The sequence below is a fragment of the Marinobacter segnicrescens genome (assembly GCF_900111555.1).
GTDB classification, from domain to species: Bacteria; Pseudomonadota; Gammaproteobacteria; order Pseudomonadales; family Oleiphilaceae; genus Marinobacter; species Marinobacter segnicrescens.
The window spans coordinates 57,036-80,941 of the sequence record NZ_FOHZ01000005.1 but is presented as its reverse complement, the minus strand read 5'-3'; the positions used below and the strand labels follow the sequence as shown (position 1 = coordinate 80,941).

Annotated in this window: 25 protein-coding genes; 14 read left to right on the top strand and 11 right to left on the bottom strand. The window is 60.3% G+C overall.

The annotated features are described in order from the left end of the window. Positions 1-86: 86 nt before the first annotated feature. Positions 87-1,106 carry an oxygen-dependent tRNA uridine(34) hydroxylase TrhO gene (gene trhO, locus BM036_RS07125; RefSeq protein WP_091849939.1) on the top strand — a complete coding sequence of 340 codons (1,020 nt, stop codon included), beginning with the start codon at positions 87-89 and terminating at the stop codon, positions 1,104-1,106. A gap of 25 nt (positions 1,107-1,131) precedes the next feature. After that, entirely contained in the window at positions 1,132-1,863 is a 732-nt protein-coding gene (locus BM036_RS07120) for a DUF481 domain-containing protein (protein ID WP_091849937.1), read from the top strand. A 15-nt stretch (positions 1,864-1,878) separates the two neighbouring features. Here the strand turns inward: BM036_RS07120 and BM036_RS07115 are convergent, their stop codons facing one another. The 4 genes from BM036_RS07115 to BM036_RS07100 all read right to left on the bottom strand — a co-directional run bounded on the left by BM036_RS07115 (position 1,879) and on the right by BM036_RS07100 (position 7,046). Then, a complete protein-coding gene (locus BM036_RS07115; RefSeq protein ID WP_091849935.1) occupies positions 1,879-2,637 on the bottom strand; it encodes a substrate-binding periplasmic protein in 759 nt (252 codons plus the stop codon). Positions 2,638-2,718: 81 nt separating this feature from the next. Next, positions 2,719-3,666, bottom strand: coding sequence for a YbgA family protein (locus tag BM036_RS07110; RefSeq protein WP_091849933.1), 948 nt, complete (start codon positions 3,664-3,666; stop codon positions 2,719-2,721). A 90-nt stretch (positions 3,667-3,756) separates the two neighbouring features. Next, complete coding sequence (locus BM036_RS07105) at positions 3,757-6,009, bottom strand: glycosyltransferase (protein WP_091849931.1); 2,253 nt, start codon at positions 6,007-6,009, stop codon at positions 3,757-3,759. Beyond that, a complete protein-coding gene (locus BM036_RS07100) occupies positions 6,006-7,046 on the bottom strand; it encodes a lysylphosphatidylglycerol synthase transmembrane domain-containing protein (protein ID WP_091850191.1) in 1,041 nt (346 codons plus the stop codon). The genes BM036_RS07105 and BM036_RS07100 overlap by 4 nt, the downstream gene beginning before the upstream one ends. 184 nt (positions 7,047-7,230) lie before the next feature. On the opposite strand from BM036_RS07100, the gene gloA reads away from it, so the two are divergent. Then, positions 7,231-7,779 (top strand): lactoylglutathione lyase, encoded by a 549-nt coding sequence (gloA, locus tag BM036_RS07095; protein ID WP_091849929.1) that lies wholly within the window; start codon positions 7,231-7,233, stop codon positions 7,777-7,779. Positions 7,780-7,792: 13 nt separating this feature from the next. On the opposite strand, the gene BM036_RS07090 is transcribed toward gloA, so the two are convergent. From BM036_RS07090 to BM036_RS07075, 4 genes are all read right to left on the bottom strand, one after another. Beyond that, positions 7,793-8,764, bottom strand: a complete 972-nt coding sequence (locus tag BM036_RS07090; RefSeq protein ID WP_091849927.1) for a DMT family transporter — start codon at positions 8,762-8,764, stop codon at positions 7,793-7,795. Between the two features lie 233 nt (positions 8,765-8,997). Beyond that, positions 8,998-9,294, bottom strand: coding sequence for a ComEA family DNA-binding protein (locus BM036_RS07085; RefSeq protein WP_091849925.1), 297 nt, complete (start codon positions 9,292-9,294; stop codon positions 8,998-9,000). Positions 9,295-9,895: 601 nt separating this feature from the next. Beyond that, complete coding sequence (locus tag BM036_RS07080; protein WP_091849924.1) at positions 9,896-11,062, bottom strand: GNAT family N-acetyltransferase; 1,167 nt, start codon at positions 11,060-11,062, stop codon at positions 9,896-9,898. A gap of 86 nt (positions 11,063-11,148) precedes the next feature. Next, a complete protein-coding gene (locus BM036_RS07075) occupies positions 11,149-11,496 on the bottom strand; it encodes a hypothetical protein (RefSeq protein WP_143066577.1) in 348 nt (115 codons plus the stop codon). Between the two features lie 187 nt (positions 11,497-11,683). On the opposite strand from BM036_RS07075, the gene BM036_RS07070 reads away from it, so the two are divergent. The 6 genes from BM036_RS07070 (at position 11,684) to BM036_RS07045 (ending at position 16,709) form a co-directional block, all read left to right on the top strand. Then, positions 11,684-12,388, top strand: coding sequence for a response regulator transcription factor (locus tag BM036_RS07070; protein WP_091849920.1), 705 nt, complete (start codon positions 11,684-11,686; stop codon positions 12,386-12,388). A gap of 18 nt (positions 12,389-12,406) precedes the next feature. After that, entirely contained in the window at positions 12,407-13,777 is a 1,371-nt protein-coding gene (locus BM036_RS07065; RefSeq protein ID WP_245742515.1) for a sensor histidine kinase, read from the top strand. Beyond that, the gene (locus BM036_RS07060) at positions 13,774-14,388 is read left to right on the top strand and encodes a YigZ family protein (RefSeq protein ID WP_091849916.1); all 615 of its coding nucleotides are present in this window, start codon (positions 13,774-13,776) and stop codon (positions 14,386-14,388) included. Before BM036_RS07065 ends, BM036_RS07060 begins: the two co-directional genes overlap by 4 nt. An 81-nt stretch (positions 14,389-14,469) precedes the next feature. After that, a complete protein-coding gene (locus BM036_RS07055; protein WP_091849914.1) occupies positions 14,470-15,030 on the top strand; it encodes a DUF4136 domain-containing protein in 561 nt (186 codons plus the stop codon). An 11-nt stretch (positions 15,031-15,041) separates the two neighbouring features. Next, positions 15,042-15,398, top strand: a complete 357-nt coding sequence (locus BM036_RS07050; protein ID WP_091849912.1) for a translation initiation factor Sui1 — start codon at positions 15,042-15,044, stop codon at positions 15,396-15,398. 54 nt (positions 15,399-15,452) lie between these two features. Beyond that, on the top strand, positions 15,453-16,709 hold the full coding sequence (locus BM036_RS07045; RefSeq protein WP_091849910.1) for a D-amino acid dehydrogenase: 1,257 nt from the start codon (positions 15,453-15,455) through the stop codon (positions 16,707-16,709). A 53-nt stretch (positions 16,710-16,762) separates the two neighbouring features. Here the strand turns inward: BM036_RS07045 and ispB are convergent, their stop codons facing one another. Next, positions 16,763-17,731 carry an octaprenyl diphosphate synthase gene (gene ispB, locus BM036_RS07040; RefSeq protein ID WP_091849908.1) on the bottom strand — a complete coding sequence of 323 codons (969 nt, stop codon included), beginning with the start codon at positions 17,729-17,731 and terminating at the stop codon, positions 16,763-16,765. A gap of 234 nt (positions 17,732-17,965) precedes the next feature. Between ispB and rplU the strand changes: the two genes are divergently transcribed. From rplU to efpL, 5 genes are all read left to right on the top strand, one after another. Then, on the top strand, positions 17,966-18,277 hold the full coding sequence (gene rplU, locus BM036_RS07035) for a 50S ribosomal protein L21 (protein WP_091849906.1): 312 nt from the start codon (positions 17,966-17,968) through the stop codon (positions 18,275-18,277). A gap of 36 nt (positions 18,278-18,313) precedes the next feature. After that, positions 18,314-18,574, top strand: a complete 261-nt coding sequence (gene rpmA / locus BM036_RS07030; protein ID WP_091849904.1) for a 50S ribosomal protein L27 — start codon at positions 18,314-18,316, stop codon at positions 18,572-18,574. 150 nt (positions 18,575-18,724) lie between these two features. After that, positions 18,725-19,918 (top strand): Obg family GTPase CgtA, encoded by a 1,194-nt coding sequence (cgtA, locus tag BM036_RS07025; RefSeq protein ID WP_091849902.1) that lies wholly within the window; start codon positions 18,725-18,727, stop codon positions 19,916-19,918. A gap of 29 nt (positions 19,919-19,947) precedes the next feature. Then, positions 19,948-21,072, top strand: coding sequence for a glutamate 5-kinase (gene proB / locus BM036_RS07020; protein ID WP_091849900.1), 1,125 nt, complete (start codon positions 19,948-19,950; stop codon positions 21,070-21,072). Positions 21,073-21,326: 254 nt separating this feature from the next. Then, positions 21,327-21,893, top strand: a complete 567-nt coding sequence (gene efpL, locus BM036_RS07015) for an elongation factor P-like protein EfpL (RefSeq protein ID WP_091849898.1) — start codon at positions 21,327-21,329, stop codon at positions 21,891-21,893. A 94-nt stretch (positions 21,894-21,987) separates the two neighbouring features. Here efpL and BM036_RS07010 read toward each other — a convergent pair whose 3' ends face one another. Beyond that, positions 21,988-22,914 carry an alpha/beta hydrolase family protein gene (locus tag BM036_RS07010; RefSeq protein ID WP_091849896.1) on the bottom strand — a complete coding sequence of 309 codons (927 nt, stop codon included), beginning with the start codon at positions 22,912-22,914 and terminating at the stop codon, positions 21,988-21,990. 259 nt (positions 22,915-23,173) lie between these two features. Further along, positions 23,174-23,878 (bottom strand): deoxyribonuclease V, encoded by a 705-nt coding sequence (nfi, locus tag BM036_RS07005; RefSeq protein WP_091849894.1) that lies wholly within the window; start codon positions 23,876-23,878, stop codon positions 23,174-23,176. Positions 23,879-23,906 lie beyond the last annotated feature (28 nt).

Here is a 23,906-nt window from a genome sequence, read left to right as displayed (position 1 = left end):
CGCCCGCCAATAACGATGCCGGCCTTTGTCGGCATCGTGCTGAACCACCATGCTCCGGATTTACGATCCGGCCCGCAGGAGTCACCATGTCCCAGACTGTTGTTGTCTGCGCACTTTACAAGTTCGCAGAGCTGAACGATTACCGTGATTTACGCCAGCCGTTGCTGGACCTGATGCTGGCAAAGGATGTCCATGGCACCTTGCTGCTCGCCCGTGAGGGTATCAACGGCACCATTGCCGGTAGCCGTGAGGGCATCGATGCCATCAAGGAATGGCTTGGCCAGGACGAGCGTTTCGGCGGTATTGACTACAAGGAGTCTTTCGTCGATATCCAGCCTTTCAAGCGCACCAAGGTCAAGCTCAAGAAAGAGATCGTCACCATGGGCGTTGAGGGAATAGACCCCAAGCGCACCGTAGGCACCTATGTGGAGCCCCGGGAATGGAATGACCTCATCTCTGACCCGGATGTGTTGCTGATTGACACCCGCAACCAGTACGAGGTGGAAATTGGCACCTTCGAGCGGGCTGTGAATCCCGCCACCGATTCGTTCCGGGAATTCCCGCAGTACGTGAAGGAAAACCTGGACCCGGGTAAGCACCGCAAGGTCGCCATGTTCTGCACCGGCGGTATTCGCTGCGAGAAGTCCACCGCCTTCCTTAAGGAACAGGGCTTCGAGGAGGTTTACCACCTCAAGGGCGGTATCCTGAATTACCTGGAGTCCGTGCCCGAAGAGAACAGCCTGTGGCGCGGTGAGTGCTTTGTGTTCGATGACCGGGTGACCGTCAATCACCAGCTGGAACGCGGCCAGTACGACCAGTGCCATGCCTGCCGTCGCCCCATTACGGAAGACGATAAACAGCGCCCGGAATACGAGCGTGGTGTCAGCTGTCCCCAGTGCATTGATACCGTGACGGAAGAGCAACGGGCCCGGTTTGCCGAGCGAGAGCGCCAGGTGCGCCTGGCCCGGGAACGGGGGGAGGCCCACGTTGGCGGGGAGGCTGCGCGGATTATTGCTGAGCGAAAGGCCCGCAAGAAAGCCGAACGCGCCCGCCAGGCTGCCCGCAGTGCGCGGGGAGAACAGTGCCGCAAAAAGGCCTCTGCCTGAACCGGAACCTGACAACGGAGAACCCATGACTCGCATTACCCGCACCGCGGCCCTTGTCGCCCTCGCCATGCCCCTGGCGGCCACTGCCCAGGACAGTAACTGGGAAGGCGAGGCGGAGCTTGGCCTGCTGGTGACTACCGGTAACTCGGAAGAGACCAACCTGAAGGGCCGGCTGGGCCTGGTGCACGAAACCGAAAGCTGGCGCAATATCGGGGAGTTCCGTTCTGCCTACACCGAAGCGGAGGATGAAACCACTGCGGAGCGTTACCGTGCCGAGGCAGAGACGGACTACAAGTTCTCCGAGAACCAGTTCTGGTTTCTCCGGGGCTTCTGGGAGAATGACCGGTTCTCCGGCTATGACTTCCGTTCCTCGGCGACCACCGGTTACGGTCACCGGGTCTGGGAGTTGGGTGACGACTCTTTCCTGGACCTGTCGGCGGGTGTTGGTTACCGGTTCAACAAACTGGAAGAGCCCGATGATGACGGTAACCGGGACGAGGACGAAGCCATCGCCCGGTTGGCGGGACAGTTCGACTTCGCCCTTTCCGACAATGCCCTGTTCCGTCAGAAGCTCGCCTCGGAGATTGGCCTGGATGAGAACAACGTGATTACCGAGTCTGAAACCTCGGTTCAGGCCAGCGTGATCGGTGATCTTTCCCTGAAGCTCGCTTACCGGGTGACCCATGTTTCCGACGCGCCGCCGGACTCGGAAGACACCGACACCGAAACCTCCCTGTCACTTTTGTACGGTTTCTGAGGACGGCCCAGGCACTTACTGATAGGCGCGAATAATACGGTCCAGCTCTCCGCTGGACCGCAGCCGCTGAAGTTCCTGATTGATCCGGGGTACCAGTGCCTGGTGCCGGGGCGGAAACATCAGGCGAAAACCCACTTCATCCAGGCGAATGGGCGCTTCGCGGATGCTGTCCCCCCAGGGGACGTTCTTCAGGGTCCAGTAACCGGCATGGAGATTACTGATAGCACCCGTGAACCGGGTTCTGCCGTCGTAAAGACGTCGCAGCATCGGCTCCTGATCCTGCACCGGTATTAACGATACCGCCTCCTGCTGCAATCGCTCTGCCAGCCAGGGATAATGGAAGCCCAGCCGCCCGAGCAAGGTGCCCTCCAGGTCCTCTACGGCATCAATCTTTCGATCACTGTCCCGGTGCACAAAAAGGGCATCGCGGGTCATCATGACCGGATCGGAGAAGACGAACGCTTGCGGGTCATCGACCCACTCCATGGCCCGCATGGTGACATCCACGTGACCGGAAAGGAGCAGGCTTTCACTACGTTTGGGCGGCACCTGAACGGCCAGCAGCTCCACCTGGAAACGGTCGGCAATCGCGGAGAGCACATCCCAGAAAATCCCGGAGACGCGACCGTCCCCGTGCACAATGGTAAACGGGGGATGGCCCCCGGTACTGACGTTGAAGGCAAGGGTTTCCGGCATGCTGGCAGGGACGGCGTCGTCACTTACAGCAGTTTGCGCGCCCAGCAACATCAGCAGGGCGATCACACAGTGGCGCATGGTTGTCCGGTTCCGCTCAGTGAGGGAGCTTCAGCATATAGTTCACAATGTGAATTTTCCAGTTCTGAGAAAAAGAATTATTCAGATCCGGTTCCTCAGCCCCAGGTCGTCCGGATAAGGCGAAAGGTAGTGTTGCTGGTCCAGGTAGCTGATGGGCTCCCGGCGCTGGGCCATACGAAGCAGCGTCATGGGTACGATCAACGGCACCTCGCCCCGGTGGTAGGCTTCCACCTGTTCCATCAACACCTTGCGGTCCGCATCGCCCATTGAATCCCGCAGGTAGCCCATCAGGTGCTGCATAGCGTTGACGTGGGAGCCGCGGCTGACGCGCTTGGTCATGGCCTCCATGAAGCGGTGAATGTAGCGGTCGGCGATGGTGGTGAGAGGCTCGGATTTCAGGTCACCCAGCATGGGGCCAAGCTGCCGGTAAATCTGTTCGGAGTGGGCCAGCAACTGGAACTTGTGGCGGGTATGGAACTCGATCAGGGCCTGGGGGGTGAGTCGCTCTCCGGCCACATTCTGCATCCAGTCGTCGTAGGCGAAGACCCGCTCGATGAAGTTCTCCCGCAGCTGGTCGTCATTGAGGCGTCCCTCCTCCTCAACTGGCATCAGGGGGTAGGTGCGGATCAGTGCCTCGGCAAACATGCCACGGCCGTCCCGGTGGACCACGTTGCCATCGCTGTTATGGACGCGGATGCGCTCCATCCCGCAGGAGGGGGACTTGGCCATCAGGATATAGCCCCGCAAATCGGCCAGTGAGCCCATGACCCGGTCGATAAAACCCTGCATCTCTGCGGTATGGTCGGTACCTTTTTTGACCTCGACCAGCCGTAGCCCGTCGTCGCTTTCCCGCAGGTGAATGGCCGGCCGGGGTACGCCGAGTCCGGCTTCCAGTTCCGGGCAAAGGGAGCGGAATTCAAAGTAACGGGACAGTACCTCGGTACAGTAACGGGAGTGTTTATGACCGCCGTCGTGGCGGACTTCCTTCCCCAGCAGGCAGGTGCTGATACCGACGGGAATCTTGCTCATTGTGCGGCACTCCACTGGAACGATGAATGACGCCCGGGTTGGGGCCTTACCTGAGTCAGTATACGGCATATGGCCGGGAGTCGATGACCCTCAGTCGACCTCTTTATGTGCCCGGATGAAACGGTGCTCCCGGGCTTCCGCGTCGCGGGCAGCCAATACGTAGGCATAGATTTCCCGCACGTTGCCGGAGAACTTCTCAATCGAATAGTCCCGGGCAAAGGCCCGGGCGTTGTCGGACAGTTGCTGGCGCAGGGCGTCATCTTCCAGAAGGGCTGTCACCCGCTGGCACCAGAGTTCCCTGCGCTCCGGGGTCTTGTAACCATTCTGACCATGTTGCACGACATCGTCGATTCCACTGGAACGCACTGCCACCACCGGCAGCCCTGCGGCCATGGCCTCGAGGATTACCATGCCCTGGGTTTCGGACTTCGAGGCGAACAGGAAGGCGTCCCCCAGTTGATACCAGGTGGCCATCTCGTCCGGGGGCACGGCGCCGACAAGGGTCATGCAGTCGGCCATGCCCAGCTCATCAACCCGGGCCTGCAGGCGCTCCCGCTGGTGGCCGTCACCGATCATCAGGAAATGGAACGGGCGAGACGTGTCTTGTTTGACCTCTTTCAGTGACTCGATCATGAAATCGATATTCTTCTCATTGGACAGGCGGGCAACGCTGACCAGCACCAGGGTGTCTTCCGGCAGCTCAAGCCTCTTCCTCAACGCCTCCACCTCCTCGTCATCGACCTGCTGGAAGCGCTCGTAATCGATACCCGTAGGCTGTACATAAGTGGGCGTCTTTACCCCGATCATGCGCAGGTATTCTTCCGTGGAGTAGGTGGGCACGATCACGCCGTCACAGAAGTTGGCAAAGCGCCGGATCAGGGCGTGGGAAATCAGGTTCCGGAACAGCAGGCCGGGCAGGGGCACGAAGTGGGCGTAGTGCTCCAGGCGGGTGTGGTAGGTGTAGATAACCGGCACATTGAGCAACCTGGCCATGAACACACCCAGTGACCCGAGCCAGAACGGGTGATGCACGTGGATCACGTCTGGCCGGAATGCCCGCACCTGGCGCCGGATACGGCTCAGGAAGATGTTGGCCATGCGGAATTCACGCCGTGCCCCCATGGAAAGTAGCGAAGGCACCCGGAGTACGTGGGACTCCTCTGCAGGCTGGTCCTGGTAGGTGGGTGCAACCACCAGGACCTTATCCCCCAGTTTGGCAAGGCCCTTTCTCAGTCGCTCTATGGAGATCGGTACCCCGCCGATAAAGGGCAGGTAGTTGTTGGTAAACATCACCACCCGCATGGGATTTTCCAGCCACGGAGTGGGGTCCAGGTCATAGTTTGGGTAATAGTCCCGTCCACGAAAGACCACGGTGTAGAGTTTGATGGCAAGAATGGCCAGTACCGCCACCAGCAATACAAAGTTCAGAAAGCCGGTGTAGAACAGGGAGTAGATAAAGAACCACAGGCTCTCCAGGTGACGCAGCACCGGGTGCTGCCGGGTCTCCACCGGCTGCATGTCGACTTCGATTCCCTGGTCGCCCACCGTCACCATCAGGTAGTGATAAAAACTGTCGTCGGTGTTCAGGACCAGGCCGCCCGCCCCTCCGGTAGTGATAAAACGGGTGCCGTCTTCGACCCGGTCAGACCAGGTGGCGACATTGGCGGAGAACACCAGGTCCACTCCATGCTGGCGGAACAGATCCAGCAGGGCCCGGCGGAAAGGTTCCGGTTGCAGGTAGTCGTCCTCGTCATCCAGTAACAGCGAATCCCCGGTGGCGAATAGCGGGTGGCCCACGAAAACGATGCGGTGCTCAGAGCTGTCCTCGGCCAGCAGGTCATGGAGCCAGCGGACCTGCCAGCGCCAGGGGGTCTTCCCGGTACTGTCCAGGAAGATAAGACGGGAATCCGCCACCCGGAAACTGAAGTAATGGGGGCCAAAGTGCTCATAGTAGCGGTAACTGCCGAAGGTGCTGTGCTCGTTCTCGCCGAAAGTGAGCAGCCAGGGAATCTCCAGCTTCCCGAGGGTGCCATAGAGGGCCTGGTACTTGTCCTCGCCGCCGTTGCTGACCGCATTACCGGCGGAGACCAGGAAACGGGCATCGCTGCGGTTGATCCGGGGCAGGATGCGGTTCTCGAACATGCCCACGGAGTTGTTGATATTGCCAACCACGGCAAAGCGGTAGGGGGCATCCGTGATGGTACCGGTAATCGCCTCGACCTGGTTGGTATGAACCCCTTCGAATTCCGGCAGGAAATAGTTCAGGTAGGCCTTGTAGCCCAGCAACAGCAGGACCACGGTGACGTTGAGGTAGAAGAGCAGTTTGAGGGGATTGCGGATCATTCTCTGCGACTCCGTGCCAGGTCCCTCTGCAGCAGTATGAGCCCGATCAGCATGCCAAGGTAGATGGTGACTGTCCGCCAGGCAATGGTTACCAGCACCAGGTGGCTACCCCCCAGTATGTCCCGGAAGAAGCTGCCGAATACGCCTTCGGAGATGCCCGATGCACCGGGTGTAGGCGAAAAGTACATGATGAAGGTGGTAACCACCAGCAGGCCAAGGTTATTCAGCCAGGAGACGTCATACCCCAGTCCGGTGATCAGCAGCCAGGGAAAGCTGAACAGGCTGACCAGGAACAGGGCCGTAAACAAGACGGACAGAAACACCCAGCGGCGATCTCCCCTGAGGTAATAGCCGAAGCTACGGGCAAACCGCATCATTTCGCGGCGGGCCCTGAACTGCCAGCGACGGTGGCGCCTGGGACTGATCAGGTTCCAGCGTTCCAGCAGGGTCAGGGCGCCTGTCAGTGGCGGAATCAGCCAGCGGGTACGAAACAGGACCACGGCAAAGAACGCCAGGTAAAGTGTTATCAGAACCGCCAGCACCCAGCTGACCTGGCCCAGTAAAGGCTGACCCTGTAGCGCAGGCAGGGTGACCAGGAAAACAGGGGTCAGGGAGAAAATGAACACAATGGCGAGGATGGTACGAATCGTGGTTGCCGCAGTGGCAAAGCCCAGGGGCACGCCCTCGCGCTGTAAATACCATATCTGGGCAAAGCCACCGCCAGTGGCCATTGGTGTGACGTTGGAAAAGAAGATGTTGATAAACACCAGGCGGGCGATAGCCCCGGGCCTGACCCTGTAACCCAGGGCACGGAGGGTGGCGTACAGGCGAAGACCGTCGCATGTGAAATAGATTAGCAGCAGTGAGCCCACTGTGGCCAGTGTCCAGGGAGTAATCAGCCGGCCATCAAAGGTTACATCCCGGTCAGCAAATTGCTGATGGACGACCCATAGTCCCGCGCCTGTCAGAAACAGGAACAGCAACGTGAACAGAACAAGCCGGCGACCGGATGTGGAAGGCTGTTGCGGGTTTGCCATGGAGTCCTGGGGCCCGGGGTTGAAGAGGTCACAGTGTATCCCCCCGGGTCCGGCGTATACCAGCGCGAGTAACTGGACCGTGAGCAGTTGCATCTGAACCATGGCGGCCGGGGTTGAAATCCGGTCATGTCGCGCGCAGGTATATAGGTTGATCCGTACTCAAACCCATAACCGGAGTAAACCCATGCCCCGACATTTTGAGCAGGCACCCGGCCTGCATGATTCAGTGGTGCCGGAAACCGAAGGCTACGTGTTCAACCAGACCATGCTGCGTATCAAGGACCCCGAACGGTCCATGGATTTCTATACCCGGGTGATGGGTATGCGGCTGGTGCGCAAGCTGGACTTTCCGGAAATGAAGTTCACCCTCTATTTCCTGGCCTACCTGGATGAACGCCAGGCCCAGATGGTGCCAGCGGACGATGGCCACCGCACCACCTTTATCTTCGGTCGTGAAGCCATGCTGGAGTTGACCCACAACTGGGGCACAGAGGGTGACGACGACTTCCGCTATCACAACGGCAACGACGAGCCCCAGGGGTTTGGCCACATCGGGGTAGCAGTGCCGGACGTCTACGCCGCCTGTGAGCGCTTCGAGAAACTGGGTGTCGACTTCGTAAAGCGTCCCGATGACGGCAAGATGAAGGGGCTGGCCTTTATCAAGGACCCGGACGGCTACTGGATCGAGATTCTCCAGCCCAACATGATGGAGAAGCAGCGCAAGGAAGGTTGAACCGACACTCCAGCTATTTCCGGCCCGGACAGCGTGGCGCCTGCCGGGCCGCAGATTTGTCCCTGACTGCTGGCTTTGAGCGGCTACTGATCGATGCCACGATCACCGCCAGGGTCAGGATCAAGGCACCGGCAATGCCGGTAGGACCAAGTATTTCATCCAGGACAAGCCACGCCAGCAAGGCGACGAACAGTGGCTCCAGGGTCACGATAATGCTCGACAGCGTTGCCGGCGTGGTTTGCATGCCGGTAAAGAAACACAGGTAACCCACGCAGGTTGGTACTACTCCGATATAGCCCACCATCAGCCAGTCCGTAAGTCCCAAGGTTTCCAGGCCGGTAAACCCTCCACTCAGCCAGACCGTGGGCAGCAGCAACAGCGCGGCTACCAGGAAACAGACAAAGGCCGTCGTAAAGACCGGTGTGCCGGCCGAGTTGTAACGACTCGTGAGTGTAAACCCGGTGTAGACCGCTGCCGCCAGCAGTGCCATGAGAATCCCTGCCAGGCGCAGGGTGCCGGCGGTATCCATGTCGCTGATAACCAGCATGCCTGTTCCGGCGATGGCCGCTATCAGAGCCAGCATTGTAACCAGTCGCGGTTTTTCGCCCAGCAGGGGGGCGGCGAGTATGGCCACCAGCACTGGTGGCAGGCACAGGGAAATCAGCGTAGCAATGCCTGCACCGGTCAGGTCGACGGCCAGCAGGTAGCTACCCTGGTAGAACGCCTGGAAGAGGCCCAGCCCGCCCAGCACAAGTAAGGCTGCAGGCGTCAGTGCGGGCCAGATTCGGGTTCGCTCACCCTTTGTCGAATGCTGGTCCAGCTCTCGCTTCATAAGCAGCCAGAAAAATGGCAGCGCCACCAGCAGTCGCAGCAGGCCGAGGGTGAGCGGTTGCAGTTCCGTGTCCGAGAACAGGAACTTGGCAACAATGCCAGTGGTCGCCCAAAGCAGCGAGGCGAAAGCGATCAGAAGCGCGCCCCGAATCATCGAGCGCCCCTTGCCAAGGGTACCCGCTGATTCCGGGTCTTACCGGCAGCAGGTTGCCGGGTAAGGTGCGTGTGGGGGGCGTTAGCCATTTGGGATGTCCGCGAGCAATGAATCAAGGCAACCAACGATAGGGTTCGCTGCAGGCCATGTCCAGATGACGTTGCGATTCGGGGTGGCGGCCAGGCCGGTGTGCCAGCGTCAAAAAAAGCCCCGCTGAAGGCGGGGCAGGGAGGTCAGCGGGTGGTGATGCGTTCGGCATTCTTCTCTACCGTGGCTTCACCGATGCCCCGAACGCGGGTCAGATCGCCCTCTGATTCAAACGGGCCATTGGTGTCGCGGTCAGCGACGATGGCCAATGCCTTGCTTTCACCGATGCCGTCAAGGGCAGTCAGTTCCTCTGCCGTTGCGGTGTTGATGTTGATAACGCTGGCCAGCGGCTTCGCTGGTTCCTCAGCCCAGGCCGGGGCCTGACTGGCAAACAGGCTCAGGGCCAGGATTAATGAAGCAATGATTGTCTGTATCTTTTTCATGGCTGCTGTCTTCAGGTTTGGTTGGCTGTCAATGCAGAACCGACCATTCCGGCACCGGCACCCGAAGCCGGCGTTGCCTCACCACGGAACCATGGCAAGCCACCACAGAAGGTCTGCCAACCATGTACTACGAAAAGGAGGCGCCCGGGCTTGAATTCCGATGATCCGGGAAGCGAAAACGAGGTTTGAAACGGCGAGGTCAGATGGGGACATGGTGCACGGCTGGGGCCACATTCCCTGTGACCCCCTGTCCGCGACCAGACCCGGTGCCGGTTCCTTCGGCACTGCCCGATTCCCTGGGCGTCATCCGTGACGGCATTCCCTTTTGGGCGTCCTTGCTTCGCTGACCTTCCTGGCCGGCGATGGGCGACTCCCTGCCGAATCCGCTGCTACACTCCCTGCAGTAGCCTCTACTCCATGACTACGCTTTCCCTACGTCTGCCAGTTCCTGCATTCCCTTGGTGACTTCCGTGTACAGGAACCATTCTACGCGTCGCTGGTTTGCAGGAAACCAGACATTCCCAACCGCTGGTGTAGGAAAAAGCCTACAGGCTTGTAAGCTGCCGTCTGCCGCTGTGTCTGTTGGCCGTTATTAGCCTCTTTATTCCGGGGGCTGTCGATAGGGGAGGGCATCCAGGGCGGCATGATGATAGTTTTGAACGTCCCGGGCTTCTTCCTCACAGAACTCCGCGACTGCGTCCCGAAAGCCGGAGTGGTCAACGTTGTGCCAAGAGTGGGTCAGAACCGGCTCAAAGCCGCGAACCAGCTTGTGCTCCCCCTGGGCGCCGGCATCGAAACGGGCTAATCCCTCGGCGATCGCCAGGTCGATGCCCTGGTAGTAGCAGGTTTCAAAGTGCAGGTGGTTATAGTCTTCCAGGCAGCCCCAGTAGCGCCCGTACAGGGTCTGGTCGCCAATGATAAAGAGCGCGGCGGCAATGCGCTTGCCGGCCTGCTCTGCCGTTATGATACGAAGCTGCCGGCCCAGGCGACGGGCCAGGTTACGGAAAAACTCCCGGTTCAGGTACGGACGCATGCCGCGCTTGAGGTAGGTGGCATTATAGAAAAGGAAAAAGTCGTCCAGCACTTCCTCCGGTAACGAGTCGCCGGGCCAGTGCTGGAAACCAATGCCCTGTTCAGCCACCTGCCGACGCTCCCGTCGAAGGGATTTGCGCTTGCGGGAGGTGAGCGTGGCCAGGAAGTCTTCGAAGTCGCCGTAGCTGCGATTGTGCCAGTGGAACTGGCAGCCCAGGCGGTGGAGGGCACCGGGTTTGTCCAGCAGGGCCTGGTCCGTTCCATCCGGAAACAGCAGGTGCCAGGAGTGGACCCCAAGCGCAGGCATCAGTGCATCCAGCGCCTGGTGAACCTCGCTGGCGGAAAGGTGACTCCGAATGTCCTCCCTGATCAGCAGACGACGACCCTGGCAGGGGGTGAACGGCACGGCGACAAGCAACTTGGGATAGTAGGCAAGGCCGTGACGTTGCCAGGCGTCCGCCCATGCCCAGTCGAAGACGTACTCCCCCATGGAGTGATATTTCCGGTAGGCAGGCGCTACACCGACCCAGCGACCATCAAGGTAGAACTTCAGGTGGCAGGGTTGCCAGCCGGTTTGCCGACTTACGGCACCACTGGTTTCGAGGGCTTCAAGGAAGTGATAGCTGATCAGCGGGTCTGTGGTGCCGGAGAAGGCTTGCCAGTCATCATGGCCGATGTCGGCAATGCGGTTGACGGTCAGTATGTCGAGGCCACGGGGGGCAGGGCGTGCGGTCATGGGTCTGCCTGAAAAGCATGGCCGCCTCGGGGAGGCGGCCGGGTCAAGGAACGTTGACCTACTTTACGACAGGGAGTGTGTGTTGATCACTCTTCGGACGGTTTTTCGCAGCGCTCCTTCATCTTCTCGAAGCGGCGATCGTGCTTCTGGCGGCGTTCGTCGCGCATTTCGTTCCAGATTTCCCGCTGCTCATCGGTCAGTTGCAGGCGTTCGGCCATCTGTTCATGGCGCTCATTGGCTTTTTCACGGTATTGCTCGCGCTTCTGTTTCCAGTCACCACTTTCGAACTTCTCGCACATCTCGGCGTGGTTTCGTTTGCCACCATAGGCACGGTCATCCTTGCCTTTTTCGCCGGCAAAGGCGATCGGGCTGGCGAGCAAGGCAGCGGAGATTAGGGCAGCGGTAAGGGTGGTGGCTGTTTTGTGTGCTTTCATGGCAGAACTCCCGTTTTCATTCGAGCGGTGCGGCTGTTCCCGCACCCATGTGCTGACCATAATAGGGCGCGGCGTGTAAGTTCCTGTCAGATCATGGTAAAAAATCCGTAAAGAGCGCCCCGGGGCTGCTTCGGTCCGGTGGGTGCTGATATGGTTATTGCCAACACCATTATGGGGAGAGTGCCCGATGCAGAACCGGGTATTACTGGTTGAAGACGATGAAGAGTTGCGTACGCTTCTGGCCCGGTATCTGAACGGGCAGGGGTTCGAGGTACGGGAAGCGGCCAATGGTGGCGATGGCCTGACCCTGGCGGCCGAGGGGCTGACCGACATCGTTGTGCTCGATATCATGCTGCCGGACATGTCCGGCCTTGATGTGCTGAGGGAGCTGCGGGCGCGTAATCACCTCCCTGTTATCCTGCTCACCGCCCGGGGTGATGAGACTGACCGTATTGTGGGCTTCGAAGTCGGAGCCGATGACTACATTCCCAAACCCTGCAACCCCCGGGAGTTGGTGGCCAGGATCCAGGCAGTGCTCAGGCGGGTGGCCTGGGACCACCAGGCGGAAGTTGATGCCGACCGGGTCTTCGGTGACCTGCGGGTAGAGCCGGAGCAGCGTCGGGTCTACCTTCGTGACGACCCGGTGGAGTTGACCGCCACGGAATATGAAGTACTGCAGGTACTCCTGGCCCACGCTGGCAGCGTCGTTCGCAAGACAGACCTGATGCAGTGGGCATTGGGTCGGCGCCTCGCTGCATACGATCGCACCCTGGATATGCATATCAGTAACCTGCGCCGCAAGCTGGGTCCGGAGGAGCCTTCCCGTATCGAAACCGTGCGCGGGCTGGGGTACAGCTACCGTGTCACCGGCCCTGCCCCCTCCGACACTTGATGATTCGCAGGAGTTAACTTGAACACCTCTGGAAAACGTACGGTAATGTTCCCGCTGTTCTGGCGGATTTTCCTGCTGATCTGGCTGGCGCTGGCGGCTGCGGTGGCGCTGAGCAACCTGGTGACCCGGGAGTTGCTGGACCGGGAGCGGGAAGCCATAGAGCAGCTGGAGGGGCTGAGGGACGTGGCTATTGAAGCGGCCCGCCTGCGCCAGGGCGACGATCGTGGCGCTTTCTGGCGCTACCTGCGGGCGAAAGGCGAAGAAATGGACCTGCACCTGATGCTGGTGGACGTGGATCATGCCAGCGAGCAGTTGCCCGATTCAGTAAGGGAGCGAATGCGATCCTGGTACCATCGCAAGCCGGCCGTGGTCGAGGTGAGTGATACCCAGCGGCTGGTGGCATGGCCGCGTTCGGATCGGGAGGGGCGGGTGTCGCCAGCGGTAGCCCGTACCCTTGAGCTCTCCCTGGGGGTCATCCTGCTGACTTTCGCCTGCTGGTGGATCGCCAGGCTGGTTTCCCGTCCCTTGCGTCACATGGAGAGCACTGCCCAGGCCATCGCCGCCGGCGACCTGAGCCTGCGGGTAAACGACCGGATTGCCCGGCGTCGGGATGAGATCGGTCTCACCGCCAGGGCTTTTAACGCCATGACTGAGCGTCTTTGCGAACTGTTGGACCGGCAGAACCAGTTGATGCGGGATATTTCCCACGACCTGAGAACGCCACTGGCAAGGCAGCGCGTGGCCATCGAACTGGCCGCCGACAGCGGCATCGAGCCAGAGTTACTGGACAGCATCCAGCGGCAGAACGAACGGCTGGACGAAATGACCGGGCAGATTCTCACCCTGTACCGGGTTTCCGGCGGTCGTGACGGGCTGGAACGGGAGCCGGTGCAGATCGTGAGGGCCATTAACGATGTCCTTCGGGATGCGGCCGACTACGCAGAACATCAGCGGGTCGACTGCCACTTCGAGGCGGGTCCGGATTGCCACCAGGTGACGGTGCTGGCCAACGGAGAACTGTTACGGCGAGGACTGGACAACATTCTGCAGAACGCCCTGGATTACACGCCGCCGGGCAAGGCTGTGACTATCGGGCTGGTTCGGGAGGGCGACCAGTTATGTTGCTCCATCACGGACCAGGGTCCCGGTGCCCCGGAAGAGATGCTGCCCCACCTGTTTGAGCCCTTCTACCGGGCTGACAAGGCCCGCAGCGGTCGCGGCTGGGGCCTGGGGCTGGCTATCGCCCGGGACATCGTTGCGGCCCATGATGGCCGGATCGATGCCCGAAACGTTGACGGCGGCGGTCTGCAAGTGACCCTGTGGTTGCCAGTGTTCACGGGACCCGACGACCCGGGACTGGGTGAGCGCTTCGGGAGGAGCAGGCTGTGAGCAGGCACTATCCGGTGCCGGCGGGGCCCCTGGAGCGGGAAACGGTCATCAAGAAGAGTCGCTTTATCGCCCGGGTCGCCCCGGTGGAAAACCGCGAACAGGTAAAGGCGCTGGCAGAACAGGCCTGGCAGGATCACCCGGATGCCCGGCATGTCTGCTGGGCCTACCAGGTCGGCCCGCCCGGGTCAGCGGCCGAGGCCGGCATGAACGATGACGGAGAGCCCTCCGGAACGGCCGGAAAACCTATCCTCAACGTGATCCAGCACAAGGACATGGGGGATGTGGCGGTTATCGTGATCCGCTATTTCGGTGGCATCAAGCTCGGTGCGGGTGGCCTGGTACGAGCCTACGCCGGCGCGGCGGAATCGGTGCTCTCCGAGGTTGGCCGGCAGCAGAGCCAGCCCGTGGAGAACCTGGTCGTGTCGCTGCCCTTTGCCATGGAGCAGCCGTTACGGCACTGGTGTAATCAGCATGGGGCCAATCCGTCAGAGCCGACCTATGGCGACGGCGTCACCTTCACCATCATGGTGCCGGTTACCGAGGCAGAAGCCCTGGTGTCCTTCTGCGAGGCCAACCAGCTGAATTACCATACGGAAACGCCCCCGGCATAAACAGCACTGACCAGCCATCACTGACGTATACTGAAGCGAACATGCATTAATGGTGAATACAGCTTAACGGAGAGGCGCACTATGATCCGGTTAGCCAGAGTTCCGCATCTGTTGGCCCTCGTGGCGCTTGGCCTTTTGCTCGGCGGCTGCGCGGCGAAGGTGGTTACCGATTACGACAGCAACGCAGCCTTTGCCAGTTATCAGAGCTGGGCCTTTACGCTGAATGCTGGTGAAGGGTATACCTCCCTTGACGGTAGCCGGGTCGAGGCTGCGATCACCCGGGAGCTGGGGTCCCGGGAACTGAACCAGGTCGATGCCAGTACCGCTGACCTTCTGGTCAGTTATCGCATCGACGAAGTCGAACGCCTGGACACCACCGGTTTTTCCTATGGTCTCGGTTTCGGCAGCGGCCGTTTCGGCTGGGGGCTTGCCACCGCGCCCCCAGTACGCGAGGTTCGCGAGGGGCAGCTGATTGTAGAGCTGGTGGACAGCACTACGGAGCGGGTAGTCTGGCGCGGCGCGAGCAAACGCTACCTGAACGAAAACCAGTCACCGGAAACCCGCCAGGAACTGATTGATGAAGTGGTTGCCGAGATGTTTAACCGGTACCCTCCCGGTAGCAACACTCAGTCCGGCAACTGACAGGAGTTGATGTGAAGAAGCGAGAGTCTGGCGGCCTGGTCTATTCCACAGAACAGGGTCGCATGTGCCCCGATTGCCGCAACCCGCTGGAGGCCTGCACGTGTTCAGAGCAGCCGGCGCCTGCCGGCGATGGCGTGGTTCGGGTCAGCCGGGAAACCAAGGGCCGCAAGGGCAAGGGTGTGACCATCGTAACGGGTATCCCGCTGGCCGGCTCGGAGCTCAAGGCCTTCGCCAAGAAGCTGAAGGCCCGCTGCGGTACCGGCGGCACTGTCAAAGATAACACCATCGAAATACAGGGAGATCAGCGGGATGTCCTGGTCCCGATCCTGCAAGAGCAAGGCTGGACGGTCAAACGGGTGGGTGGCTGAGCCGCCCGCCAGCCGGTCATTCATTGAGTAATCACACAACTCAGGGGAGCGCATATGCACATACTGGTCATGGGCGCCGGTGTGGTAGGCGTCACTTCGGCCTGGTTTTTGCGCCAGGCTGGCCACGATGTGACGGTGGTCGATCGTCAGGGGCGCGCCGGGGTGGAAACCAGCTATGCCAACGGTGGACAGATTTCTGTATCCCACGCCGAGCCCTGGGCAAATCCTTCAGCCCCCCTGAAGGTGCTCAAGTGGCTCAGTCAGCCTGATGCACCCTTGTTGTTCCGGCTCAGGATGGACCCGGCCCAGTGGCTCTGGGGGCTCAAGTTCCTGACCCAGTGCACATCCGGTCGGGCCGCCTGGAACATCCGTCAGATGGTGAACCTGGGTATCTACAGCCGGTCGACGCTACAGGCGTTGCGCACTGAACTAGGGCTGGAATATGACCAGCTGGAGAAGGGCATCCTGCACTTCTACACCAGCGAGAAAGAGTTTGAGGCAGCCCGGGAGCCGACCCGCATCATGCAGGACCTGGGGTGTGACCGGCAGGTTATCGATGCCGACCGGGCCCTGGAGCTTGAGCCAGCCCTGGCACCTATCCGCAACCGCATCGCCGGAGCCACCTACACCCGGGAGGATGAATCCGGGGATGCCCGCAAGTTCACCCAGGCACTGGCCGCGAAGGCTGAGGCAGCCGGGGTCGAGTTCCTCTACGACACCGAGGTTGTGGGCTTTGAGGGTACCCGTGATCGGATCCTGGGCGTCGGCACGATTGATTCGGAGGGGGCCCACCGTACCCTGCGTATGGACAGCTACGTGCTGAGCATGGGCAGCTACAGTGCCCACTTTGCCCGCAAGCTGGGGTTTTCCCTCAATATTTACCCGGCCAAGGGCTACTCTATTACTGCGCCGGTCAAGGACGAGGAGGCCGCCTTCCAGGTCAGCCTGACCGACGACGAATACAAGCTGGTCTATTCGCGCCTGGGAAACCGCTTGCGGGTTGCGGGTACCGCCGAACTCAATGGCTATGACAGGGACCTGAACCTGGTACGCTGCAACGCCATCGTGCGGCGGGCATCTGAAATCATGCCGGATGCCGCTCACTGGGGGCAGTCAGAGTTCTGGACCGGCCTGCGTCCGGCAACTCCGTCGAACGTGCCCTACATAGGCAAAAGCCGGGTCAGCAACCTTTACCTGAACACCGGCCACGGCACTCTGGGCTGGACCCATTCCTGTGGCTCCGCTGCTGCGCTGGCGGATATTGTCAGTGGCCGGACACCGGAACTGGAGTTTGATTTTACCGGGGTGTGACGGGCCCTGTGCGGGCCCGCGATGTCGGCTGACTCCGGGTATATTGGTGTGAGTCAGGACACCCGCTCAACGGCGAGGTCGGCCAGCAGGTCCAGGGCGGTTGTGTGTGCGGATCCAGGGAGCTTTTTGACGCAGGCCTTTGCCAGGGTGGCTTGCTCCCGTGCCCGGGCCATGGTGTATTCCAGGGCCCCTGAGTCGTTGACGATCTCGAGTATCCGGGGCAAGTCGTCCAGGCCACCCTTGCGGATGGCGTTACGGATCTGCTGGCGCTGTTCCTCGCTGCTGTTGGCCATGGCGTGGATCAGGGGCAGAGTTGGCTTGCCTTCGGCCAGGTCATCGCCGACGTTCTTGCCCATGGCGCCGGCATCGCCGGTATAATCCAGGGCGTCATCCACCAGCTGGAAAGCAAGTCCCAGGTGCTTGCCGTAGTCTTTCAGGGCCTGTTCCATCTCCGGATTCGCACCAGCCAGCAGGGCGCCGGTGTGGGAGGCAGCCTCGAACAGCATGGCGGTCTTGTTGTGGATGACTTCCATGTATTTTTCTTCGCTGACGTCCGGGTTTTTCACGTTCATCAGCTGCAGCACTTCGCCTTCCGCAATTACAGCGGTGGCGTGGGACAGTACTTCCATGATGGGCAGACTGCGCAGCTCCACCATCATCTCGAATGCACGGGCGTAGAGGAAATCCCCTACCAGTACGCTCGGCGCATTGCCCCAGCGGGCATTGGCAGTGCTCCGGCCCCGGCGCATGTCCGAGGTATCGACCACATCGTCATGGAGAAGGGTGGCTGTGTGGAGGAACTCGATAACGGCTGCCAGCTTGTGGTGATCGTTGTGGTGGTAGCCGGCGGCCCGGCTGGAAAGCAGTACCAGCAAGGGCCGCAGGCGTTTGCCGCCACTTTCTATAATGTACTGGGCGATCTTTTCCACCAGGGGAACGTCTGAGGAAAGCCGCTTGATGATCAGGTCATTGACGCGGGCAAAGTCGTCCGCGACGGTGTCGTATATGCGCTGGGCAGTCATGCGGCTGTCCGGTCCCCTGAAAAGTGATTTGTCTGGAAAAACAGGCAGGTCGCGGCAATGCTAGGTATTGCCGCCAGCAGTGTCAACTTGACTTGTGTTCAGGCAGCGGTTTTCGTACAATCACGCGCCCCAACTCATCCCAACCTGCGCTCCCTGCTATAGGGTTGCCAAAGCGCTTCCCTTAGAACCAGGTGGATAAGAGCAGGGATGGGTCAATCGCGGAGAAGAGTACCTATGTACGCAGTTATTGTTAGCGGTGGCAAGCAGCACCGTGTGAAGGAAGGCGAAACACTCAAGCTGGAAAAGCTGGAAGTGGAAACCGGTGGTACCGTTGAGTTCGATCGCGTTCTGCTGATTGGTAACGGCGACGACATCAAAGTGGGTGCGCCGGTCGTTGATGGTGCCAAGGTAACTGCCGAGGTGGTTAACCACGGTCGTCACGACAAGGTTCAGATCATCAAGTTCCGTCGTCGCAAGCACCATATGAAGCGTCAGGGCCACCGTCAGTGGTTCACTGAAGTCAAGATCACGGGTATCAAGGGCTGAGGCCTTTGACACACCCCCTGAAAGAGGAGGCTGGTAATGGCTCATAAAAAGGCAGCAGGTAGTACCCGTAACGGTCGCGATTCCGAGTCGAAACGACTTGGCGTCAAGCGCTTCGGCGGTGAGACTGTATCTGCAGGCAGCATCATTGTTCGTCAGCGCGGTACTCGTTTCCACGCTGGTACCAATGTAGGTCTGGGCAAGGATCACACCCTGTTCGCAACAGCGGACGGCCAGGTGAAATTCGAGACCAAGGGTCCCCAGAACCGCAAGTTCGTCAGCATCGTTCCCGCGGCGTAAGTCGCGGTGATGCCCGGCTCTGATATCATCTGATTTCAGGGCTGGCAAAAACCCCGCAAAGCTTTACGGTTTACTGTCTGGCCGAGCCAGAGAGTGAACCCGGGCCTGCGGGGTTTTTTCGTTTATGCGCGAGGCGCAAAGGGTTGAACCATGAAATTTGTAGATGAAGCCACCATTATCGTGGAGGCCGGCAAGGGCGGCCACGGCTGCCTGAGTTTCCGGCGCGAGAAGTACGTGCCCAAGGGCGGCCCGGATGGTGGTGACGGCGGTGACGGCGGTTCCGTCTACCTGGAAGCGGACGACTCTCTCAATACGCTGATTGATTATCGTTTTCAGCGCAAGCACAAGGCGCAGAACGGCCAGCCCGGAGCAGGGCGCAACTGCACAGGTATCAAGGGTGATGACCTGGTCCTGCCCGTGCCGGTTGGCACTACGGTGGTGGACATGGACACCCATGAAGTCCTGGGTGACCTGACCCATGTCGGCCAGCGCCTGAAAGTGGCCCAGGGCGGCTTTCACGGGCTGGGCAACACCCGCTTCAAGTCATCGGTTAACCGTGCCCCACGACAGACCACCAAGGGCTCTGAAGGTGAGGCCCGTAACCTTCGCCTTGAACTGAAAGTGCTGGCGGATGTTGGCTTGCTTGGTATGCCCAATGCAGGCAAGTCCACCTTTATCCGCTCGGTCTCCGCCGCCACGCCAAAGGTGGCCGATTATCCTTTCACCACGCTGGTACCGAACCTGGGTGTGGTGAAGGTGCAGGCCCACCAGAGTTTTGTGATCGCCGATATTCCGGGGCTCATTGAGGGTGCCGCCGAAGGTGCCGGCCTGGGTATCCGCTTCCTGAAGCACCTGGTGCGTACCCGCTTGTTGCTGCACCTTGTGGATGTGGCGCCCTATGACGGTTCCTCCCCGGCCGATGCGGTTCGGGCCATCGAGCATGAACTGGAAAAGTTCAGCGAAACCCTGGCATCCCGGGACCGCTGGCTGGTGCTCAACAAGGTTGACATGGTGGCGGAAGATGAAAGGGACGCCCATTGCCAGGCCATCGTGGATGAACTGGGCTGGGAAGGCCCGGTGTTCTGTATCTCGGCCATCAGTGGCGAAGGTACCCGTGAACTGACCCAGGCTGTGATGCGGTGGATCGAAGAGCGTGCGCGGGAAGAGGCGGACAATCCCGAGCTCGCCGATGAAGAGGCTGAACGCCGTCGACAGATGGATGATGAGGCCCGGGAAGGCATCCAGCAGGAGAAGGCCGCAAGGCGAGCAGCCCGCGAAAACGACGATGATGACGACTTCGACGACGATGATTACGACGTAGAAGTTGTTTACGCCCCGGAATAGCAAGCAGGACCAGGAGCCCCATCATAATCATGACAGAACGAGTGCAGGTGCGCCGCGCCCGGCGCCTGGTGATCAAGATTGGCAGTGCGCTGCTCACCAACGATGGTCGCGGCCTCGATGTGCCTGCGCTTGCCGGTTGGGTAGACCAGATTGCCGAGCTTGTCCGCCACGGTGTGGAAGTGGTCGTGGTGTCCTCCGGTTCCGTGGCGGAGGGCATGACCAGGCTGGGCTGGAGTCAGCGCCCGGAACACCTCCACGAGCTACAGGCCGCCGCTGCGGTTGGTCAAATGGGCCTGGTGCAAACCTGGGAGGCCCAGTTCCGTCGCCATGATATCCACGCGGCCCAGATTCTGCTTACCCACGACGACCTGTCTGATCGGAAACGTTACCTCAACGCCCGCAGTACGCTCCGAACCCTGCTGGATTTCGGTGTGATTCCCATCGTCAACGAGAATGACACGGTCGTTACCGATGAAATCCGTTTTGGTGACAACGACACCCTGGGGGCCCTGGTGGCCAACCTTATCGAGGCAGATGGGCTGATCATTCTTACCGACCAGGACGGCCTTTTTGACAAGGACCCTCGCAAGAACCCGGATGCCCAGCTGGTGGCAGAGCGCCGTGCCGGCGATCCCGAGCTGGATATCATGGCTGGTGGAGGTGCCGGGGCCCTGGGTCGCGGTGGCATGCAAACCAAGCTGCGAGCGGCCCGTCTGGCGGCCCGCTCTGGAGCTTTTACGGTCATCGTGGGTGGTCGGCTTGAAAATGTTATCAGCCGACTGAGGGAAGGTAAGGAAGTGGGTACGCTCCTGTTGCCCGAGCAGGGCCGCATTGCTGCCCGCAAGCAGTGGCTCGCCAGCCACCTGCAGACCCGTGGCAGGATTATGATCGATGATGGCGCGGTACAGGTGCTCTGCAAGGGCGGACGAAGCCTGTTACCCGTTGGCGTAAAAGGTGTATCCGGGCAGTTTCGTCGGGGAGAGATGGTGTCCTGTGTAGATCAGGAAGGACGGGAAGTGGCACGTGGATTGATTAACTACGACGCCGATGAAGCCCGTGCCATTGCCGGGCGTGCCAGCGATCGAATCGTCGATGTGCTCGGCTATGTGTCTGACGAGGAAATGATTCACCGGGACAACCTGGTCATCGTGTAAGTATCGCGAGGAACGCCTGGGCGGTTCCTGCTGGTCAGTAACAGAAAAGCCACAGAGCGAGAGCCCTGTGGCTTTTTTGATGCAGCCACCAGAAGGTATCCGGCGCATCCGGTAGCAGCAGAAAACATTTCGACATGTATTGCGCAAAGTCCTGGTTAGCACGGCGACAGTATGTTCCCCGGTCCGGGACTGTGGGTTTGTCGCCGGTCGTGGTATATAGACGACCTGAAACCACCTGGTAATGAGAGGAACAGATGCCGAAAGCCAGTGAGATCAAAAAGAACCAGGCCATCGAGTACGAGGGAAGTGTTTACTTCGTAAAGGACATTGAGCGTTCTGTGCCCCAGGGGCGGGCAGGGGGCAGTCTGTATCGCATGCGCATGTACGACGTGGTTACCGGGGCCAAGCTGGACGAGACCTTCAAGGATTCGGACATGCTCAACCAGGCAGACCTGGTGCGCCGGCCTGCCACCTTTTCCTATTCCGACGGCGATGAGTTCGTATTTATGGACTCGGAGGACTATACCCAGTACAGCCTCAATCGGGAGGCCATTGCCGACGAATTGTTGTTCATCACAGAGGATACCCAGGGTGTCATGGTGATCCTGCTCAACGATGCGCCGGTGGCGCTGGACCTGCCGCCAACGGTGGACTTGCCCATCGAGGAAACGGACCCGTCAATCAAGGGGGGCTCCGCTACGGCCCGCACCAAGCCGGCGAGGTTGACCACTGGCCTGGTCGTCCAGGTGCCGGAACATATATCTACCGGCGACCGCATCCGCATCAACGTGGAGGAGCGCAAGTTCCTGGGCCGGGCCTGAGAGCGGAAGGGAATGAAAAGGGCCATGGCTCGCCATGGCCCGCTAGGCCGGAAGGACATCCGGCTGCTTGATCAGGTTGTGATAGTGGGTAGCCTCAGTATGGGCAGGTACCCCGGTATTCCGAGATATCCCAGTCGCGCTCGTGGTCCGGGCCGCACAGGAACTGGTTGTAGCGCTGGTCGTTGTCCAGGTGCAGCTTCATCCAGGACACTCCGAACCGGCTCAGGACGTCATTGTAGCTGTTGCCCCCGTTGCCGCAGTAGTGGCTGCCATTGTTAAGCTCCACAAAGGCCTTGTCGGTGGACGATGGGATCGCTTCATAGAACGGGTCAGCATGGCTGCGAACCGGAGCGATAATGTCGGACTCACAGGCAATGATCAGCGTGGGCGTTTCGATATTCCGGAACCGGAAGCTGGACGTATCCCAGGGCGCCAGTGGTATGGCTGCCTGGATGCGGCCCTCTGAGGCGACGCGAAGAGTGCCGCCACCGCCCATGGACCAGCCGATGACACCAAGGCGGTTGGTGTCGATCATGCCGGAAACAGGACTGGAACTACTGCCATTCTGCTCGATCAGGTAGTCCAGGGCATTGTTGATCTGGGTTGCACGGCTGGGGGGCTGGTCAAAGCCACTGTTGGTATCGATGGTCATGACCACGAAGCCATGGGAGGCCAGTTTCGGTCCCCACCACTCTATGGAAGATTCCGCGGAGACAAACCCGGGGATGACCACAACTGCCCCCATCGTACCGCTGGTACCGGTGGGGTAATGAATGGTGCCGCCACCAAAACCACCCACCAGGCTGGAGACTCTGTCAGTGCGGACGCTATATGGCCCACTGGAGGCTTCGAGGAAGGACTCGGTGGGGGCCGGGCCCCGTTCATAACCACAGTTACTGGTGCAGCCGTCATCCCCGCCATCAGAACCACCGCCGCCGGCGGCGAATACAGAAGCGGAGAAAAGCAGTGAAGCTGCGGCCACCACTGACCGCAATGGGTTGCTGGCATAATGATCTGACATAGTGTTTTTCCTGTTGCAGTGCTTTTTTGTGAATTGTTATCGGGTACTGCTTGCTCCCCCGGCCACAGTAGTTCGAGGGGGGCAAGCGGGCTTTCACAAATTGGCACCTCAACGGAAGTGGGTCACGGTTTGGTGGCTGGGGTTTGTCCGAGATTCGCAATATTGCTCAGAGAGGCGGGTCGGGTATCGTATTTCGGGCGCGAGTGTAGAAACTGTAATCAGGTTCCGGGTTGCCTGCGACCCGGGTCGCAGGCATGGCTCATGCAGGCCCGGTCAGGTCCCGGAGTCGCTCCAGCCAGCGCTGACCCCGCGCCGAGGCAACACCATCGGCCCAGCGGGTGGTTTCCGGTAGCCGATACCGGGTCACGCAGGCCATAACGTAGTGAATAGCCGTTGGCAGGCTGACCCGGTGGCCTGGCGAAATGTAAAGGGGTTTCACTCCGACCCGGGTTCGTAGCACAGCGCCGATGACCTCATCCTTGTCTGTCAATGGCACCCAGGCGCCCTTTTTGTCGGGTACCGGGCCATGCTGTCCGGTCAGTCGGCTTTTTCCTACCCCGATGGTTGGCAGTCCGGTGAGGATTCCCGTATGGGATGCCACTCCGAGCCGGCGCGGATGGGCAATGCCCTGACCATCGCAGAGTAACAGGTCTGGCTGCATCCTGAGTTTGTCCAGGGCCTCGAGGATGACCGGGCACTCACGGAACGACAGAAGTCCGGGGATATAGGGCATGGCCACGGGCAGGCGGGCGATGGCATAGTCCAGCGGCTCCAGGTCCTCCAGGCGGAGCACCACGATGGCAGCCCGGGCTGTGTCCCGGTTCTCGAAACCGACATCCACTCCCGCTACCGTCCTTACCTCCGGCAGGTCGTCCTGCTGGATCACCTGGCTGGCCATCTGCGTCTGCAGTTCGATGGCCTGGCGTGGACTGAGTTTGCTCCAGTTTTCCGTGGGGTTTGTCACTGGTGCTCCTTCTCTCTGAACAGTGACA